Raw genomic sequence first — 15,934 nt, 5'->3', positions numbered from 1 at the left:
CCAGAAGGAGACGACGAGAATGCGATTCGCCGGTGCGGTGCTGGTGGTGGCGCTCGCCACCGTCTCGGGCTGCTCGACGTCGGCTGCCGCGCCGGCCGCGGCGCCTCCGAGCGCGAGCGCCTGCGCCTCGTCGCCGCTGCCTCTGCCGCCGGACGCCAACGGGCTCGACATCCGCGGCGTGGACCCGGCCGGCCGGCTCGTGGTGGCGGTCCCCAACCACAACGGGGCGGAGCTGGGGGCGATGCTGTGGACCGACGGCGGCTCGCCGCAGCCCCTGCCCGCCATCAAGGACATCTCGGTCGCGGGCGTCAACGCCTCCGGCGTGGTCGCCGGCACGCGTCACGTGCCGGGAGTCGCGGGGGAGCGGGCCGTCCTCATCCGGGACGGCAAGGTGGTCCCGTTGCCGGTGCCGGACGCCGCGACCTCCACGTCGGCGGTCGGCATCAACACCCGGGGTGATGTCGCCGGTACGGCGACGCTCAAGGCCGGCGGGGAGCGGGCGGTGCTGTGGCGGGCCGGGGCTGCGACCCCGCTCCTGCTGGCCGCCGGCACCGGTGACACCAGCGTCGCCGGCACCCGCGACACCAGCGCCGTCGGCATCAACGACGACGGCGTCGTGGTCGGCAACGCGGGCCAGAACCGGCACGGGTACCGCTGGACGCCGGACGGCACCGCGACGGCCCTCGCAGTGCCGGACGGCTACCTGCGGGTCGCCGCGGTCGCGGTGGGCGGTGACTGGGCGCTCGGAGTGTCCGCGGCCGAACCCGTCGAGCGGGACGGGAAGCTGGTCGACGACCCGGCCCACCCGAGCCGCGGCGTGCGGTGGAACCTCCGCTCCGGCGCCGCCGAGATCCTCGACAAGATGGTGGGTCCGATGGCGATCGGCGCGTCGGGCGTGGCCGCCGGCGCGATCGACGGCACCGGCCGCCCGGCCGTCTGGCACGACGGCGCCGCCCTCGTGCTGCCGATGCCGATGCCGGACCCCGCGCCGAGCGTGATCGACTGGGTCGGCCCGGACGGCCACACGATGATCGGCACCGTGCGTCACGACGACCTCGGCGCCCAGCTGGCCGTGTGGCGCGGCTGCTGAACGCCCCGATCGGCGGCGAAACAGCAGGTCGTTGCCAGGCTGTACACAGGAAGCCACCGCACGCTGAGTTCCAGTCGAACACCATGATCGAACTGGAAGGACACCTACCGTGCGTCGCACTGTGAAGATCAGCATCGCCGCCGCCAGCACCGCCGTCGCGGGCGCGCTCCTCTTCGGCATCCCCGCCGTCGCCGCCACCACGGCGCCGTCCCCGTCCGCCAGCAGCTCCGCCGCCGCCCCCGGCCACCAGCGCGGCGGCGGCGACCACACCGCCGTGACCGGTGACGAGCTGGCGAAGGTGACGGCGGCGATGAAGGCGAAGGACTCGTCGGTGACGGTGACGAGCGTGCGGAAGGACCCGGACGGCTCCTACGACGTGTTCGGCACGAAGGACGGCGCGAAGGTGATGTACGACGTGAGCGCCGACCTCAAGACCTTCACCGCCAAGACCGGCAAGGGCGGCGGTGACGGCAAGGGCGGCGGCCGCGGTGACGCGGACACGGCCGTGACCGGTGACGAGCTGGCGAAGGTGACGGCGGCGATGAAGGCGAAGGACTCGTCGGTGACGGTGACGAGCGTCCGCAAGGATCCGGACGGCTCCTACGACGTCTTCGGCACGAAGGACGGCGCCAGGGTGATGTACGACGTGAGCGCCGACCTCAAGACCTTCACCGCCCGGACGGGCAAGGGCGGTCAGGGTGGCGAGGGCGGTGGCAGGGGTCCGAAGCCCACCGCCACCGCCAGCCCCACGAGCTGAGCCACGCCGGGACGCCTTCCGGGACGGTCGTCTCGTCCGACCCGGAGGGCGTCCAGCGGCACCGGAACGAGCGGGTGCACGTCTGTACCATCGCACGCATGGAGCCAGACCCTCGACCGCTGCCGGTGTCGGACGTCGAAGCGCTGTCCGGCGTGCGGGTCCGGCCGTGACCCGGCGGCGGGAGACGTCGCCGCCCCGGCCGATCACGCCGGGCGACGTGGTCGCGGCCTACTCCGAGGAGTTGGGTGAGTGGACCGCGGCCCAGGTGACCGACCTTGACCCGGCGGGGCGAACGGCGGGAGTGCTCGAGCTGGACTGGTCCGGGCCCGAGCCGTCCTCGGTCGAGGAGCTGGGTGCGCTCGTCCCGCTCAGACTGCACCACCATGCCCACGACGGCGGGCTCTCGCACTGCAACTTCGCGTGGGTGCTCCCGCGCAGCTACAAGGTGCTGGGCAACGTGCCGCTCCTGCACGAGCGTAGGTCGAACAGCTATTCGTCGGGCTGGAACATCGGTGACCAACTGGCGCGGCAGCGCCAGTGGGAGCGCGGCGAACGAAGTCCACACCGCACCGGCGGCCGATCGTTGCTCGGCGCCGAGCTGGCCGACCTGGTCGCCCGGTCCGAGCCGTTCACCGAGGTGCGGAGCCTGACCATCACCGGGATCGCCGTTGTGGACGGTGACGACGTGGCCGCCCTCTTTCCGAATCTGACGCACCTGAAGTTGTCCGGAAACCTCGGTACCCTCAACGGCGCGGCCGGCCTGAATCGGCTGCGGAGCCTGAAGTGGCTGCACCTCATCGACCTGTTCGGCATGTCGGCGTCGGACTGTCTGTCGAGCACGGCGGTGCCGGACCTGGAGATGCTGTGGCTGCACAGCGTGCCCGCCGAGTACGCCACCGCGATGAGCGAGATGTGGGCGAGGGAAGCCGGCAACGGAACCCTCGTCGAGATCAGCAGCCCCCGAGATTCCGGCTGGGTCGCCGAGAACCGCGACAATCCACTGCGCGACTGGGACGGCCGCGAACACATCAGCGCGGCCCAGTACCGCAGGTCCGTACGCCAGTTCATGACGACCCGGCGAGCCGTCCTCGACGTGCTCGCCGCGCCCGGCGGCGACACGGACGAGGCACGCCTGACCGACCTCGGTTCGGAGTTCGGCGAGGCGTTCAACCAGTTCGACGGCACGGACGACCCGTTCATCGAGACCGTCGAACGGGAGGAGCTGTTCGACGCCCTCGACGCCATCGTCGACGAGGCCGAGGCGGCGCACGGCCGCACGTTCGCGACCGCCCGCGAGTTCCTCGTCGCCGGCGTCGAAGAGGTCCGGGACTGGTGACCAACCGGCGTTGATCCGGCCGGTGCGCTCTTGACACCAGAAGTGTTATCGCTAACATTCTCGGAAAGTCACGCATCGACGGGCGTCCGTCAACCGGCCGTCGATGGTCACCTTCCGTCGTCGTTTCGCAGTGATGGGTCGCCCGTGCCGCCAGTCGCGCGGCGATCCTCTGCGGCGCGCTATGTGAGCGCTAACAAACTTCTGCAGAGAGGTCTGCCATCGTGCACCTTCGTCGTCGTACCTTCGTCCAGCTCACCGGGTTGTCGGCCGCAGCCGCCGCGGTCGGGGTCGCCGCCACGCCCCGGGCGGCACTCGCGGCGAACAGCGCCTACGTGTTCGTGTACTTCACCGAGACGCCGAACCAGAGCGGCGCCAACTACGGGCTGCACGTCGCGGTGAGCGCCGACGGGCTCAACTGGGCGCCGCTGAACCAGAACAACCCGGTCGTCACCCCGACCGCCGGGACGCTCGGCCTGCGCGACCCGTTCATCCTGCGCAAGCAGGACGGCACGTTCGTCATCCTGGCCACCGACCTCAACGGCACCGACTTCGGTCAGAACAACCAGTACCTGCACGTGTGGGACTCGACGGACCTGACCAGCTTCACCGGCTACCGGCGGATCAAGATGCACAGCCTGGCGACCCACACGTGGGCGCCGACCGCCTTCTGGGACGCCTCGCGCGGCCAGTACGGCATCGTGTACTCCGCGAACAACGGCAGCGACGTGTTCATGGTCAACTACACGTCGGACTTCCGCACCGTCAGCGCCAACCAGGTGTACTTCAGCCCCGGCTTCTCGGTGCTCGACGGCGACATCGTCGTGGACGGCTCGACGTTCTACCTGTACTACAAGAACCTCGCCAACGGGCTCACCTACGGCGCCCGCTCGTCCACCGGCGCACCAGGCAGCTACACCACGTACACCGCCGGGCTGAAGCAGGGCAACGCGATGGAGGCGCCGATGCTGGTGAAGGCCAACAGCGGCTCCGGGTGGTGGCTGTGGGGCGACTCGTTCAGCCCCGTCAACAACGACTACTACGCCTGGTCGACCGGCAACGTCGGCGGCGGCGCGTGGACGGTGCTCAACCAGCGCGACTACACCCCGCCGCTCAACGCCAAGCACGGCTCGATCGCGGGCATCACCACCGCCGAGTACAACGCGGCCGTCACCCGCTGGGGGCTGCCGGGCTGGGTGCGGCTCAAGTCGTCGAACTTCCCCGACCGGTACGTGCGGCACGCCAACAACGTCGCCCGCATCGACCCGTACCCGTTCGACCCGTACCAGGACCAGCTGTGGAAGCTGGTGCCCGGGCTCGCCGACAGCGCGGGCGTGTCCTTCCAGTCGGTGAACTACCCGACCCGGTACCTGCGCCACTACAACTACGAGCTGCGCCTGGACGCCAACGACAACACCGCCGCGTTCCGCGCCGACGCCACCTTCTACCGCACCGCCGGCCTGGCCGACTCGACGTGGTCGTCGTTCCGCTCGTACAACTTCCCGGACCGCTACCTGCGGCACGCCAACTACGTGCTGCGCATCGACCCGCTGAGCGCGTCGTCGAGCGCCACCGACCGGCAGGACGCGACCTTCAAGGTCACCTCGTGAGACGCGTGCTGCTGCTGGTCGCGGCGGTCCTTCTCGCTGTGATCGCCGCTCCTGTACGGGCTGAGGCCGGCCCGGCGTTCACGAACCCGTTGAACAGCTCGGGTCCCGACCCGTACATGACCTGGTACAACGGCAACTACTACCTGATGACCACGCCGTGGAGCGGCCCGCTGACGATGCGGAAGGCGCCCACGATCGCCCAGCTGAAGACGACCACCCCGACGGCCGTGTTCAGCGCGCACGCTGCCGGCCGGGACCGCAACGTCTGGGCGCCGGAGTTCCACCTGCTCAACGGCCCCAACGGGCAGCGCTGGTACATCTACTACTCGGCCGGCAACGGCGACATCGAGGGCCAGCGGGTGCACGTCCTGGAGAGCGCCGGCCTCGACCCGATGGGCCCGTACACGTACAAGGGCATGGTCTTCGGATCGAACAACTGGTGGGGCATCGACGGCAGCGTCGTCACCATCAACAACCAGCTCTACTTCATGTGGTCCGGGGTGCCGACCGTGCTGTGGCGCGACAGCGACCCGCACATCTACCTCGTCGCGATGAGCAACCCGTGGACGGTCACCGGCGCCCGTACCGCCATCTCCGAGCCGATCCTGGACTGGGAGCGGCAGGGCACCCCGATGAACGAGGGTCCGGTCGCGATCCAGCACAACGGCCGCACGTTCATCACGTACTCCGCGAGCGCCTGCCAGGGGCCGGACTACAAGATCGGGCAGCTGACGTACACCGGCGGCGCGGTGCTGTCGGCGTCGTCGTGGGTGAAGAAGTCCACGCCGATCTTCCAGCGCAACGACGCCGCCGGCGTCTACGGCCCGGCGCACCACGGGTTCTTCAAGTCCCCGGACGGCACCGAGGACTGGATCGTCTACCACGCCAACGCCTCCGCCTCCGACGGCTGCGGGTCCACCCGTACCACCCGGATCCAGCGCATCAGCTGGAACGTCGACGGCACCCCGAACCTCGGCGTCCCGGTCGCCACGGGGACCGTGCTCGCGCCGCCGTCCGGTGAGCCCGCCGGGCCCGCCGTGACGACGTGGCGGCTGCAGTCGTACAACTTCCCGGACCGCTACGTGCGGCACGCCGACTACGACGTCCGCATCGACCCCAACGTGAGCCCAGCCGCGGACTCACAGTGGCGGATCGTGCCGGGCCTGGCTTCCGCGAGCGGGTACGTCTCGCTGGAGTCGACGAACTTCCCCGGCTACTTCCTGCGCCACTCGAACTACGACTTCTCGCTCGTCCGCAACGACGGCAGCGCCGCGTTCGCCGCCGACGCGACCTTCCGGCAGGTGGCCGGCCTCGCCGACGCCGCCGGGGTGTCGTTCCAGTCCTACAGCCACCCCGACCGGTACATCCGCCACTACAACTACCTGCTGCGCCTCGACCCGATCAGTACGGCGACCGCCCGCGCCGACGCGACGTTCCGGCTCGTCGCGTGAGGCGCGCCGTCCTCCCGGTGCTTCCGGTGCTCGCGGTCCTGGCCGCGGTACTGCCGGGCACGCCCGCTCTCGCCGCGCCGACCGTACCTACGGGCGCGCGCTCACTGGAATCTGTCAACTACCCCGGCCGGTACATGCGACAAGGCCAACTCGATCCGGTGTCCGCGTCCAGTGACGCCCAGACGAAGGCCGACGCGACGTTCACCGTCGTCAACGGGCTCGCCTCCCCGGCGTGCTACTCGCTGCAGACGAAGAGCGGGCTGTTCCTGCGGCACCGCGACTTCCGGCTGCGGGTCGACGCGAACACCGGCGATCCCACGTTCCGCGCCGACGCGACCTTCTGCCCCGTCGACGGCTCCGTGGCCGGGTCGGTCGCGTTCGCCTCCTACAACTATCCGTCCCGCCGCATCCGGCACCGGGACTTCGCGCTGTGGCTCGACCCGTTCCAGGACACCGCCGCGTTCAAGGCCGACAGCTCGTTCCGCGTCACGGCACCGTGGACCCCCAAGACGAACAAGGGCCCGGTGATTCCCGGCCTGTTCGCCGACCCGCACCTCACCGTCTTCAACGGCCGCTACTACCTGTACCCGACCACCGACGGGTACGCCGGCTGGAGCAGCCCCTACTACAAGGCGTTCTCCTCCACCGACCTGGTGAACTGGACCGACCACGGCGTGATTCTCGACCTCGGCCCCGACGTGGCGTGGGCCGACAACTCGGCGTGGGCGCCCGCGGTCGCCACCCGCAACGGCCGCTACTACCTGTACTTCAGCGGCGGCGCGGCCACCGGGGCGAAGCAGCTCGGCGTCGCGGTCGCCGACACCCCGACCGGCCCGTTCCGCGACGCCCTCGGCCGGCCTCTGGTCCGCGGCGACCAGTTCAGCGGCGGGCAGGCGATCGACCCGATGGTGTTCACCGACACCGACGGCCAGTCGTACCTGTACTGGGGGCAGGGCGTCGCCCGCGCCGTGCGGCTCGACGCCGACATGACGTCGTTCGACCCCGCACAGGTACGGGTCGTCACCCCGGCCGGCTACAACGAGGGGTCGTTCGTGTTCAAACGCAACGGCACGTACTACTTCATGTGGTCGGAGAACGACACCCGCAGCGAGGACTACCGGGTGGCGTACGCGACCGGGCCGTCACCGCTCGGCCCGTGGACGAACCGCGGCGTGGTACTGCAGAAGCGCCTCGACGCCGGCATCAAGGGCACCGGCCACCACTCCGTCGTGCAGGCGCCCGGCACCGACACCTGGTACATCGCCTACCACCGCTTCGCCGTGCCCGCCGGCAACGGCACCAACCGCGAGACCACCATCGACCCGCTGGCGTTCAACGCCGACGGGACCATCCGCCCCGTCGTCGTCTCCTTGTAGGAGCATCATGCGCAAACTCCTCGTCGCGATCCTGCTCGCCGCCCTTACGGTCGCGTTGCCGAAACCCGCCGCCGCCGCGGACCCCTTCACGGGCTACCTGATGGCCCACTTCACCGGCGAGTCGTCGACCGCCCAGCAGATCTACCTCGCCCACAGCAAGGACGGCCTGCGCTGGACCGACCTCAACAACGGCGGTCTCGTGCTCAGCTCCAACGTCGGCACCCGCGGGGTGCGCGACCCCGCACTGGTCAGGTCGCCGGCGGGGGACCGGTACTGGATCATCGCCACCGACCTGTGCATCGGCTGCGGCCAGGACTGGCCGACGTCCATCAACAACGGCAGCCGCAACCTCGTCGTCTGGGAGTCCACCGACCTGGTCAACTGGTCCGCGCCGTGGCTGCTCAACGTCGCCGGCGCCATCCCCGACGGCCGCAACGCCTGGGCGCCCGAGGCGATCTGGAACCCGGCCACCAACGACTACGTCCTCTACTGGGCCACGAACGTGCCCCTGAACGGCGCGACCAAGCACCGCATCTACTACGCCCGCACCTCGAACTTCCGCACGATCACCACGCCGCAGCCGTACATCACCCGCCCCGGCGCACAGGAGATCATCGACACCCAGATCGTCGAGGTCCCCGCCGGCGTCGGCAGCTACCGCTACGTCCGCACGTCCGGCGACGGCCAGATCACCATCGAGGGCAGCAACTCGATCCTCGGCACGTGGACCACGCTGGGCAACCTGTCCGGCATCGGCCTCACCGGCTCCCAGGTCGAGGGCCCCATGTGGGTCAAGTTCAACACCGGCAACTCCTGGGCGCTCTACCTCGACCAGTACGCCTCGGGCCGCGGCTACATGCCGGTGCTGACGGGTAACCCGTCCAGCCCCGCCGCCTACCAGCTGCCCGCGTCCGGCTCCTACAACATGGGCGGCACCAAGAAGCGCCACGGTGCCATCCTCAACCTCACCGCCGCCGAGGAGAGCCGCGTGCTGTCCCGCTGGCCCAGCACCACGACGATCAACCGGCTCCAGTCGTACAACTTCCAGGACCGCTTCGTGCGGCACGCCAACTTCGACGTCCGTATCGACGCCTCGGTCTCGCCGGCCCAGGACGCCCAGTTCCGCCTCGTCCCCGGCCTGGCCGGCACCGGCACCGTCTCCATCCAGTCCGTCAACTTCCCCGGCTACTACCTGCGCCACTCGAACTACGACTTCGTCCTCGCCGCCAACGACGGCACCACCACCTTCGCCGCCGACGCCACCTTCCGCCAGGTCGCCGGCCTCGCCGACGCGTCGTGGACGTCGTTCCAGTCGTACAACTTCCCCGACCGGTACATCCGCCACAGCAACTACCTGCTGCGGATCGACCCCATCACCACCGCCACCGCCCGCGCCGACGCCACCTTCCGCATCACCACCTGAGACCGGCGGCCGGCGCCCCACCGCCAACGGGCGCCGGCCACCGCCAGTAGGGTTGCCCGGTGCCTGGTGAACGCTTCCGCATCGCCGCCGCCGTGTACGGGATCCTGCGCGCCGACGGTCGGCTGCTGCTCCTGCGGCGGGCGGGGACGACCTTCCGGCACGGGCAGCTGAGCCTACCGGCGGGCCACCTCGACGGCGGCGAGGACGCCCTCACCGGGCTCGTGCGGGAGCTGCGGGAGGAGCTCGGCATCGAGGCCGACCCCGGCGGCTGCCGCCTGGCGCTGCTCCTGCACACCGCCCCCGAGGACGCCGACGACCAGGAGTACTTCCACCTGTTCTTCACCGTCGACCGGTGGACCGGCGACCCCGTCATCAACGAGCCCGGCAAGTGCAGCGAGCTGCGCTGGGCCGACCCCACCGACCTCCCGCCCGACGTCGTCGACTACGTCGCCGAGGCCCTGTCCGCCATCACCCGCGGCGAGACGCTCGCCCTGCGCGGCTGGTGACAGGCCCATGACGGTGGTGGGCATCGACGCCGACGTTCCCGCCGGCCGGGTGGTGGTCGTGATCGACGTGATCCGGGCGTTCACGACGGCGGCGGTGGCGTTCGGGCGCGGAGCGGCGGAGATCGTGTGCGTGGGGTCGGCCGCGGAGGGCAGGGCGCTGCGCGACCGGCACCCCGACCGGCTGCTCATCGGTGAGGTCGGCGGGCTCAAGCCGGACGACTTCGACCTCGGCAACTCACCGCTCGACATGGCCGCCGCGGACGTCAGCGGCCGCAGCCTGATCCAGGCGACCTCCAACGGCACCCGCGGCCTCGTCCGCCACCCGGATGCCGCGGCGCTGCTCGCGGCCTCCGCCGTGAACGCCGCCGCCACCGTGCGCTGGATCACCGAGCACCACGCGGGCGTGCCGTGGACGATCGTGTGCACGGGGCGGAGCGCCGAGGACTGGGCCTGCGGACGGCACTTGGATCGTTTGTTGGGCGGGTCCGCAGCCGACAGCGCCGAACTGGTCGCCGGCATCAGGGAGGGCGCCGCCCAGCAGGCGCTCCGGTCGGCGGGCCGCCCCGCGGACGAACGCGTCGACCTGACCCGCGACCTGCCGCTGTGCTGTGACGTCGACCGATTCGAGTTCGCCATGGTCGGCGAGCTCCGCGACAACCGCGTCACCCTCGCCGCCGTGCCCTGCTGAGGTTGCGTCCGCGAGAGGCGCGGGCTCAGGTGGTGAGGGCGGCGGCGAGGAGGGCCTGGGCGGTCCGGCGTACGGTCTCGGCGGCCTCGGCGCGGGTCTGGCCGGCGATGTCGAGCAGCCAGATGAGGGTTTCGATGCCGGTCGCGGACCTGATGGCGACGGCGAGCGCGTGGAGGTCGACGTCGGGGTGCGTGTCGCGCAGCGGGGCGAGGGCGTCCTCGATCCAGCCGATCGCCCGGCCCTGCCGCAGCGCCGGCCGGCCGCCGCTGCCCCCGCTGCCGCCGGCGCCTGTCTCGTCGAGTGAGAGTCGTAGCGAGGTGCGCAGCTGTGGCTCCCAGTCCATGTTGTACCGGCTGAACGCGGCCATGAACGCGTCGAGTCGTGCCCGGGGTTCCTGCGGTGCGTCGGGGCCGAGCAGCGTGTCCGGCGAGATCTGCGGGTGGGCCGCCATGAGCAGCGAGCGCTGGTTGGGGAAGTAGCGGTACGCGGTCGTGCGGGACACCCCGGCCCGCTCGGCGGCGTCCTCGACCTGCGGGGTCAAGCCGTCCGCGAGCAGCTCGCGGGTCGCGTCGACGAGGGCCTGCCGGGTCCGGGACTTCTGCTGCGTTCTGCCCGTCGTCTCATATGGTACCGCCATACTCATCATGGTACCGTAGTCCCATGAACGGTCAGGACCCGGTCGTCACCGACCCGAATCTGTACAGCGTCCTGTTCGAGAACGAGCGGGTGCGGGTGCTCCAGTACCGCGACCGCCCGGGCGACCGGACCCACCCGCACAGCCACCCGGACAGCGTGATGGTCACGCTCAGCTCCTTCCGGCGTCGCGTCTCCAGCGGCGACCGCCACGCCGACATCGAGCTGAGCGCCGCCCAGGCCCGCTGGGTCGGCGCCCAGGAGCACACCGGCGAGAACATCGGCACCACCGACAGCCACGCCGTCTTCATCGAGCTGAAGGAGCCGGCCCCCAACCCGTCCGCCGGCGCGGCCCCGCTCGGCCCGTCCAACCACTGACCGCGTCACTCGCGGAGGCCGACGCAGTCGTGGTCCCAGAAGGTGGATGAGTTGACGAAGGTGCCGGTCATCCAGGGTTCGTGGGCGGACAGGCGGATGACCTGAAAGCCCTGCTCGGGGATGCGCAGGGACGGTTTGCGGAAGCCGTGGTCGCCCGCGGGGGTGAAGTCGGCGCGAGCGTAGTAGCCCGGGCGGCCCGCACCCAGAGGTAGCGGTCGCTGCGCTCCAGTCCGGCCCACTGGTTGGGCGCGGTCGGACCGCCGGCGCGCCACGTGTCGTAGAGCGGCCGCTCGTTGGCCGCCAGGGGTGCGCCGATCCGCGCGGTCGAGCAGGCGCCAGCGCGACGGGATCGGCACGGCCTCACCTTATCCGGTGGCCCGCAGATGAAATCTCCGTGCATCCATTGATATCAGTGGATCGGGTGGATAGCCTCGACGGGCTCACATCGACGGGGGAAGGTGGATCGGATGATGCGGCCCAGGGTGCCACCCTGCTGCGGCGCGGACGAGCAGCCGGCCGGCGGGCTCAGCCGCCGTGGCGTGCTGCGCGGTGCGGCGCTCGCGGCGGGCGGCGGCGTGGTCCTCGGCCTGCCCGGCACCGCGTACGCGGCACCGGTGATCGACAACCCGTTCGCCGGGTACACCATCACGCAGACCTGGGCGCAGCACCGGGCGAACGGCTCGCTCGGCGGGATCGACTTCGCCATGGCGGTCGGCACCGGGCTGCCCGCCTGCGGCGCCGGCACCGTCACCAACATCCCGAACAACGGCACCGGCGGGCACACCGTGACGATCGCCCACGCCGACGGGTACAAGAGCCAGTATCTGCACCTGTCGGCGTTCGTGCTCGCGAACGGCACGCCGGTGGCCCGCGGCGCGATCGTCGGCCGGTCCGGCGGCGCGGTCGGCGCACCCGGGTCCGGCTCCTCGACCGGCCCGCACCTGCACTGGCACATGATCGACCCGGGCGGCACCCGGATCAACCCGCTCGAATACGTCGCGCAGCACCCACCGGCGGGCGCGCTGCCGAAGACCGCCACCGAGACGACCGGCACGCCGGACACGGTGTGCTACAAGCGGATGCAGAACTGGCTGCGCCTCACGAACGGCTACACCGGCCCGATCGACGGCGTCCCCGGCACCGCCACGTACTCCGCCCTGCAGCGGGCGATGCGCGGCTACGGGTACACGGGACCCATCGACGGCGTCATGGGCCCCAACTCATGGCGCGCCGTGCAGAACCTCGCGTCCGGTTACGGGTACACCGGCCCGCTCGACGGCGTGATGGGCCCCAACTCGTGGCGCGGCTTCGCCCGTTTCCTCAACCAGAACGCCTGGGACTGAAACCGCAGCTCGATCTGACCGCCCGGTAGCATGCGTCGCGTGATCGAGGAGCTGATCAGAAAGACCGCCGACGATGACGAGGATGCGGCCGAGGAGCTGACGGCGATCGCGGCCGCCGACCCGCAACGCCTGGTGCCGCACCACCACCTGATGCTCGACCTCGACGTGTTGTGGCCGGCCACGCTGTACCGGGGAGCCGGCGCCGACGTCGTGAGCCGCGTCGTCGAGCGGGTCGACGGCGGGCAGATACCCGTCCAGCTCAACAACCTGCTGCTCGTCCTCGCGCACACCGGCCATCCGCTCGCGGAGCAGGCGATGCGCCGCTGGGAGATTGCCCCACCGGCCGGGTCGGACGCACTGCACCTCGGTCCGCTGCGGTACGCGGAGCAGGCCGGCTGGACCGTCGGCCCGGACGGCAGCCGGCGCTCGCTGTGCGGCGACGTCGCCTACGAGTGGCACCTGCGCCCGTCCACGCCCGCGGCCGACGGTGGCACCTGCCCGTGGTGCACGTCGCCGCTGTGGACGGCCGCAGACCTCCCCGATGCGGGTGACGCCCTGGCGCACACCGGCTGGCCCGGCCGGCTCGTCGTCCGGACCTGCCACTTCTGCGCCTGCTACACGACGCTGTACAGCGCCGTCGCCCCCGACGGCGGCAGCACGTGGTGGACGGGCAACACCCGCCCCGACTACATCGGCCGCGACGCCGGCCCGGAGGACCCGCCGGCGCTGCTGCCGGTCATGGGCCCGCAGCGGCAGAGCCCGTTCCAGGCGAGCGCGTGGAACGACGGCGGCTCGACGCTCGGCGGCCACCCCGAGTGGATCCAGGACGCCGACCACCCGGCCTGCCCCAGCTGCGGCGAGCCGATGGACTACATCGGCATGCTGTACGGCGGGGACTTCGACGAATTTGGCGAAGGCGCCTACTACCTGCACCTGCACGCCCCGTGCGGGTTCGCCGCGGTCAACTACCAGCAAAGCTGACGTCAAATCGGCTGCTCCCACGGCACCAGCTGGTGGAAGGCGCGGCCGAGGAGGCGCCGCAGGCCGGCGGCCTGCGCCGTCAGGTGCGGCAGCAGCGGGGTTGCGGGGTCGCGGGGAGCGGGCAGGTCCGCCGGGTCGAGCCCGCACAGATCCAGCAGCGGCCCGGGCCCGGCGGCCGGATCGTCGAACGCGCCGAGCGCCGACCTCAATGCCGCAGGGTCCGGCGGGCACGGCCGGTCGCCGCACCACCACTCGATCGTCAGCCAGCCGCCGGGAGACCACTGCAGCGCCTGGCGGAGCAGGTCGGCGTGGGTCGTCACGGGCGGCCCGAACATCCGGTCGAGCGTAGGGACCGCCGCCGCCAGATTGGTCGTCCCGCGCTCGCGCCCCACCAGCGGCGCGGTGGCCGGCCCCCACGGCGTGTCGCCGGCGCTGACGTCGTCCGCGCGGAACAGGGTGAGCCACAGCAGCGGCACCTCGCCGTCGGCGACGGCCACCACCTGCTCCGCCTCGTACTCCGCGTCCTGCTCCATCGGGTAGATCCCGGGGCGGCCGCCCGCGCACAGGTACACAGCGCTCACCGCCGCAGCGTACCGACCCGCGCGGCCGCCACCGGGCGACCGCTCGTACCGGAGCGGCCACAGCGGGGTGTGACGAAGTGCTCAGATCGCGGCGTGGTGCTCCGATGGGGGGTGCGGCAGTTCCCGATCGGCGGGCGGTCTGGTGTAGGCGGGTTACAGATGACAGGTGCGGTTGAGGACGTACGTCCGCGCGGTGCCGGGCCCGGCCGAGGCTTGTCCATCCTGGGACGGATCCTGGCCGCCCTGTTCGTCGTCGCGTTGGCGGCGGCCGGGGTCGGGCTGCTGTCCGTGCAGCAGATGGGGAAGCTCAGTGACGACCTGGACGTACTGCGGGTGCGGCAGGGCGTGAGCGACGCGGCGCTGCAGCGGGTCCGGGCGGCGCAGGCGCTGATGTTCCAGAACCTGTGGTCGTACGCGGCGCAGGGCGAGGGGGCCGCGAAGCGGACGCAGGCGGCGGTCACCGCGTCGGACGAGGTGATGGATCAGGCGCTCACGGACTTCACGTCCAGTGCGTCCAGCGCGGCGACGAAGGCGGCGGCAAGCGAGTTCGGCACACAGTGGGGCCAGTTCCGGCAGATCCGCGACGCGTTCGTGTTCGGCGCGCCCGCCCCGGCGGGTGCTGTCGTCCCGGGCGACGCGGAGGCGTTCGAGGCGCTCGCGATCAGGCTCGGCGCGGGGCTGGAGAAGGTCGTCCGGGCGCAGCAGGACGATGCCCGCGCCGCGCAGGCCGTCTCGGAGCGTTCCTACGGCCGGGCCCGGAACATCGCGATCGCCGGCATCGCGGTCGGGGTGGTGGCGGCGCTGGCGATCGGCCTGTTCATCTCCCGCATGATCGCCCGGTCGCTGGCGAGGGTGTCCGAGGTACTGAGGGCCGTCGCGAGCGGCGACCTGACCCAGCGCGTGCCGGACCAGTCCGCGCGGGAGCTGCAGGCCATGGCCGAGTCGGTGAACACCGCGACGGGCAGCCTGCGCGAGACGGTGACGGCGCTGGCGAAGAGCTCGGAGGTGCTCGGCGGCACCTCCGGCCGGCTCAGCACCAGCAGCGATGAGCTCAACGTGGGCGCCGAGCACGTCAGTGCCCAGGCCGAGCGGGCCACCTCCACCGCCTCGTCGGTGTCGGAGAACATCGGTACCATCGCCGCCGCCGCCGAGGAGATGAGCATCTCCATCCGGGAGATCGCCTCGACCAGCCTCGAAGGCACGCGGATGGCGGGGCGGGCGGCCGACGTCGCCGAGTCCACCAGCCAGACGATGGACCGCCTCGGCGAGACCAGCCAGCAGATCACCCAGATCGTGCAGATCATCACCTCGATCGCCAAGCAGACCAACCTGCTGGCGCTCAACGCCACCATCGAGGCGTCCCGGGCCGGCGAGGCGGGGCTCGGCTTCGCCGTCGTGGCCGGTGAGGTCAAGGACCTCGCGCAGGAGACCGCGCAGGCGACCGAGCAGATCTCCAAGCAGGTCACGTCGATCCGCACCGAGTGCGAGGCCGCGGTCTCCGCGATCGCCGACATCACGTCGATCATCGGGCAGGTCAACGACTTCCAGGCGACGATCTCCGCGGCGGTGGAGGAACAGTCGGCGACCAGCCTGGAGATGAGCCGGAACATCTCCGAGGCGGCGACCGGCAGCACGGAGATCGCCGTCGACATCGAGGCGATGACCGTCGCGGCCCGCCGTTCGGCGGAGTCGTCCTCGCACAACCGGCACTCCGCGGCCGAGCTCGCCTCCCTGGCGGGCGATCTGCAGCAGATGGTTTCGCGATTCCGGATCTGACCTGGGGG

16 protein-coding genes are annotated in these 15,934 nt (G+C 71.3%); 13 read left to right on the top strand and 3 right to left on the bottom strand.

Going from position 1 to position 15,934, the window contains the following annotated elements; translation table 11 throughout:
• Positions 1–19: 19 nt before the first annotated feature.
• The 9 genes from ACQEVZ_RS03450 (at position 20) to ACQEVZ_RS03410 (ending at position 10,234) form a co-directional block, all read left to right on the top strand.
• The gene (locus ACQEVZ_RS03450) at positions 20–1,090 is read left to right on the top strand and encodes a hypothetical protein (RefSeq protein ID WP_433361170.1); all 1,071 of its coding nucleotides are present in this window, start codon (positions 20–22) and stop codon (positions 1,088–1,090) included.
• 109 nt (positions 1,091–1,199) lie between these two features.
• Entirely contained in the window at positions 1,200–1,847 is a 648-nt protein-coding gene (locus ACQEVZ_RS03445; protein ID WP_433361167.1) for a hypothetical protein, read from the top strand.
• 166 nt (positions 1,848–2,013) lie between these two features.
• Positions 2,014–3,183, top strand: a complete 1,170-nt coding sequence (locus tag ACQEVZ_RS03440; protein WP_433361164.1) for a hypothetical protein — start codon at positions 2,014–2,016, stop codon at positions 3,181–3,183.
• A gap of 221 nt (positions 3,184–3,404) precedes the next feature.
• The gene (locus ACQEVZ_RS03435) at positions 3,405–4,790 is read left to right on the top strand and encodes a glycoside hydrolase family 43 protein (RefSeq protein WP_433361161.1); all 1,386 of its coding nucleotides are present in this window, start codon (positions 3,405–3,407) and stop codon (positions 4,788–4,790) included.
• On the top strand, positions 4,787–6,241 hold the full coding sequence (locus ACQEVZ_RS03430) for a family 43 glycosylhydrolase (protein ID WP_433361158.1): 1,455 nt from the start codon (positions 4,787–4,789) through the stop codon (positions 6,239–6,241). The genes ACQEVZ_RS03435 and ACQEVZ_RS03430 overlap by 4 nt, the downstream gene beginning before the upstream one ends.
• Positions 6,238–7,617 carry a family 43 glycosylhydrolase gene (locus tag ACQEVZ_RS03425; RefSeq protein WP_433361155.1) on the top strand — a complete coding sequence of 460 codons (1,380 nt, stop codon included), beginning with the start codon at positions 6,238–6,240 and terminating at the stop codon, positions 7,615–7,617. The genes ACQEVZ_RS03430 and ACQEVZ_RS03425 overlap by 4 nt, the downstream gene beginning before the upstream one ends.
• 7 nt (positions 7,618–7,624) lie before the next feature.
• Positions 7,625–9,040: a glycoside hydrolase family 43 protein gene (locus ACQEVZ_RS03420; RefSeq protein ID WP_433361152.1), complete on the top strand. Its 1,416-nt coding sequence runs from the start codon at positions 7,625–7,627 to the stop codon at positions 9,038–9,040.
• Between the two features lie 59 nt (positions 9,041–9,099).
• Positions 9,100–9,546 (top strand): NUDIX domain-containing protein, encoded by a 447-nt coding sequence (locus tag ACQEVZ_RS03415; protein ID WP_433361149.1) that lies wholly within the window; start codon positions 9,100–9,102, stop codon positions 9,544–9,546.
• A gap of 7 nt (positions 9,547–9,553) precedes the next feature.
• Positions 9,554–10,234 (top strand): 2-phosphosulfolactate phosphatase, encoded by a 681-nt coding sequence (locus ACQEVZ_RS03410; protein WP_433361146.1) that lies wholly within the window; start codon positions 9,554–9,556, stop codon positions 10,232–10,234.
• 25 nt (positions 10,235–10,259) lie between these two features.
• Here ACQEVZ_RS03410 and ACQEVZ_RS03405 read toward each other — a convergent pair whose 3' ends face one another.
• On the bottom strand, positions 10,260–10,871 hold the full coding sequence (locus ACQEVZ_RS03405; RefSeq protein ID WP_433361143.1) for a TetR/AcrR family transcriptional regulator: 612 nt from the start codon (positions 10,869–10,871) through the stop codon (positions 10,260–10,262).
• Positions 10,872–10,894: 23 nt separating this feature from the next.
• On the opposite strand from ACQEVZ_RS03405, the gene ACQEVZ_RS03400 reads away from it, so the two are divergent.
• Entirely contained in the window at positions 10,895–11,245 is a 351-nt protein-coding gene (locus ACQEVZ_RS03400) for a cytoplasmic protein (protein WP_433361140.1), read from the top strand.
• 5 nt (positions 11,246–11,250) lie between these two features.
• Here ACQEVZ_RS03400 and ACQEVZ_RS03395 read toward each other — a convergent pair whose 3' ends face one another.
• Positions 11,251–11,601, bottom strand: coding sequence for a hypothetical protein (locus ACQEVZ_RS03395; protein WP_433361137.1), 351 nt, complete (start codon positions 11,599–11,601; stop codon positions 11,251–11,253).
• Positions 11,602–11,712: 111 nt separating this feature from the next.
• Between ACQEVZ_RS03395 and ACQEVZ_RS03390 the strand changes: the two genes are divergently transcribed.
• Positions 11,713–12,588, top strand: a complete 876-nt coding sequence (locus ACQEVZ_RS03390; protein WP_433361134.1) for a peptidoglycan DD-metalloendopeptidase family protein — start codon at positions 11,713–11,715, stop codon at positions 12,586–12,588.
• A 39-nt stretch (positions 12,589–12,627) separates the two neighbouring features.
• Positions 12,628–13,569 (top strand): hypothetical protein, encoded by a 942-nt coding sequence (locus ACQEVZ_RS03385; RefSeq protein WP_433361131.1) that lies wholly within the window; start codon positions 12,628–12,630, stop codon positions 13,567–13,569.
• Between the two features lie 2 nt (positions 13,570–13,571).
• Here the strand turns inward: ACQEVZ_RS03385 and ACQEVZ_RS03380 are convergent, their stop codons facing one another.
• Positions 13,572–14,150 (bottom strand): hypothetical protein, encoded by a 579-nt coding sequence (locus ACQEVZ_RS03380; protein WP_344505520.1) that lies wholly within the window; start codon positions 14,148–14,150, stop codon positions 13,572–13,574.
• A gap of 213 nt (positions 14,151–14,363) precedes the next feature.
• Here ACQEVZ_RS03380 and ACQEVZ_RS03375 point away from each other — a divergent pair, with 213 nt between their 5' ends.
• A complete protein-coding gene (locus ACQEVZ_RS03375; RefSeq protein WP_433361127.1) occupies positions 14,364–15,926 on the top strand; it encodes a methyl-accepting chemotaxis protein in 1,563 nt (520 codons plus the stop codon).
• The last annotated feature ends 8 nt before the right edge of the window (positions 15,927–15,934 follow it).

It is taken from the genome of Dactylosporangium sp. CA-152071 (genome assembly GCF_050936335.1).
Classification (GTDB): Bacteria; Actinomycetota; Actinomycetes; order Mycobacteriales; family Micromonosporaceae; genus Dactylosporangium; species Dactylosporangium maewongense.
The sequence above is the reverse complement of the archived record's forward strand: the minus strand, read 5'-3'. Positions and strand labels throughout refer to the sequence as shown.

What these genes read in the sequence shown, in the direction of transcription:
- ACQEVZ_RS03450 (WP_433361170.1), top strand. Translation starts at nt 20, where the DNA reads ATGCGATTCGCCGGTGCGGTGCTGGTGGTGGCGCTCGCCACCGTCTCG.
- ACQEVZ_RS03420 (WP_433361152.1), top strand. Translation starts at nt 7,625, where the DNA reads ATGCGCAAACTCCTCGTCGCGATCCTGCTCGCCGCCCTTACGGTCGCG.
- ACQEVZ_RS03410 (WP_433361146.1), top strand. Translation starts at nt 9,554, where the DNA reads ATGACGGTGGTGGGCATCGACGCCGACGTTCCCGCCGGCCGGGTGGTG.
- ACQEVZ_RS03405 (WP_433361143.1), bottom strand. Translation starts at nt 10,871, where the DNA reads ATGGCGGTACCATATGAGACGACGGGCAGAACGCAGCAGAAGTCCCGG.
- ACQEVZ_RS03400 (WP_433361140.1), top strand. Translation starts at nt 10,895, where the DNA reads ATGAACGGTCAGGACCCGGTCGTCACCGACCCGAATCTGTACAGCGTC.
- ACQEVZ_RS03390 (WP_433361134.1), top strand. Translation starts at nt 11,713, where the DNA reads ATGATGCGGCCCAGGGTGCCACCCTGCTGCGGCGCGGACGAGCAGCCG.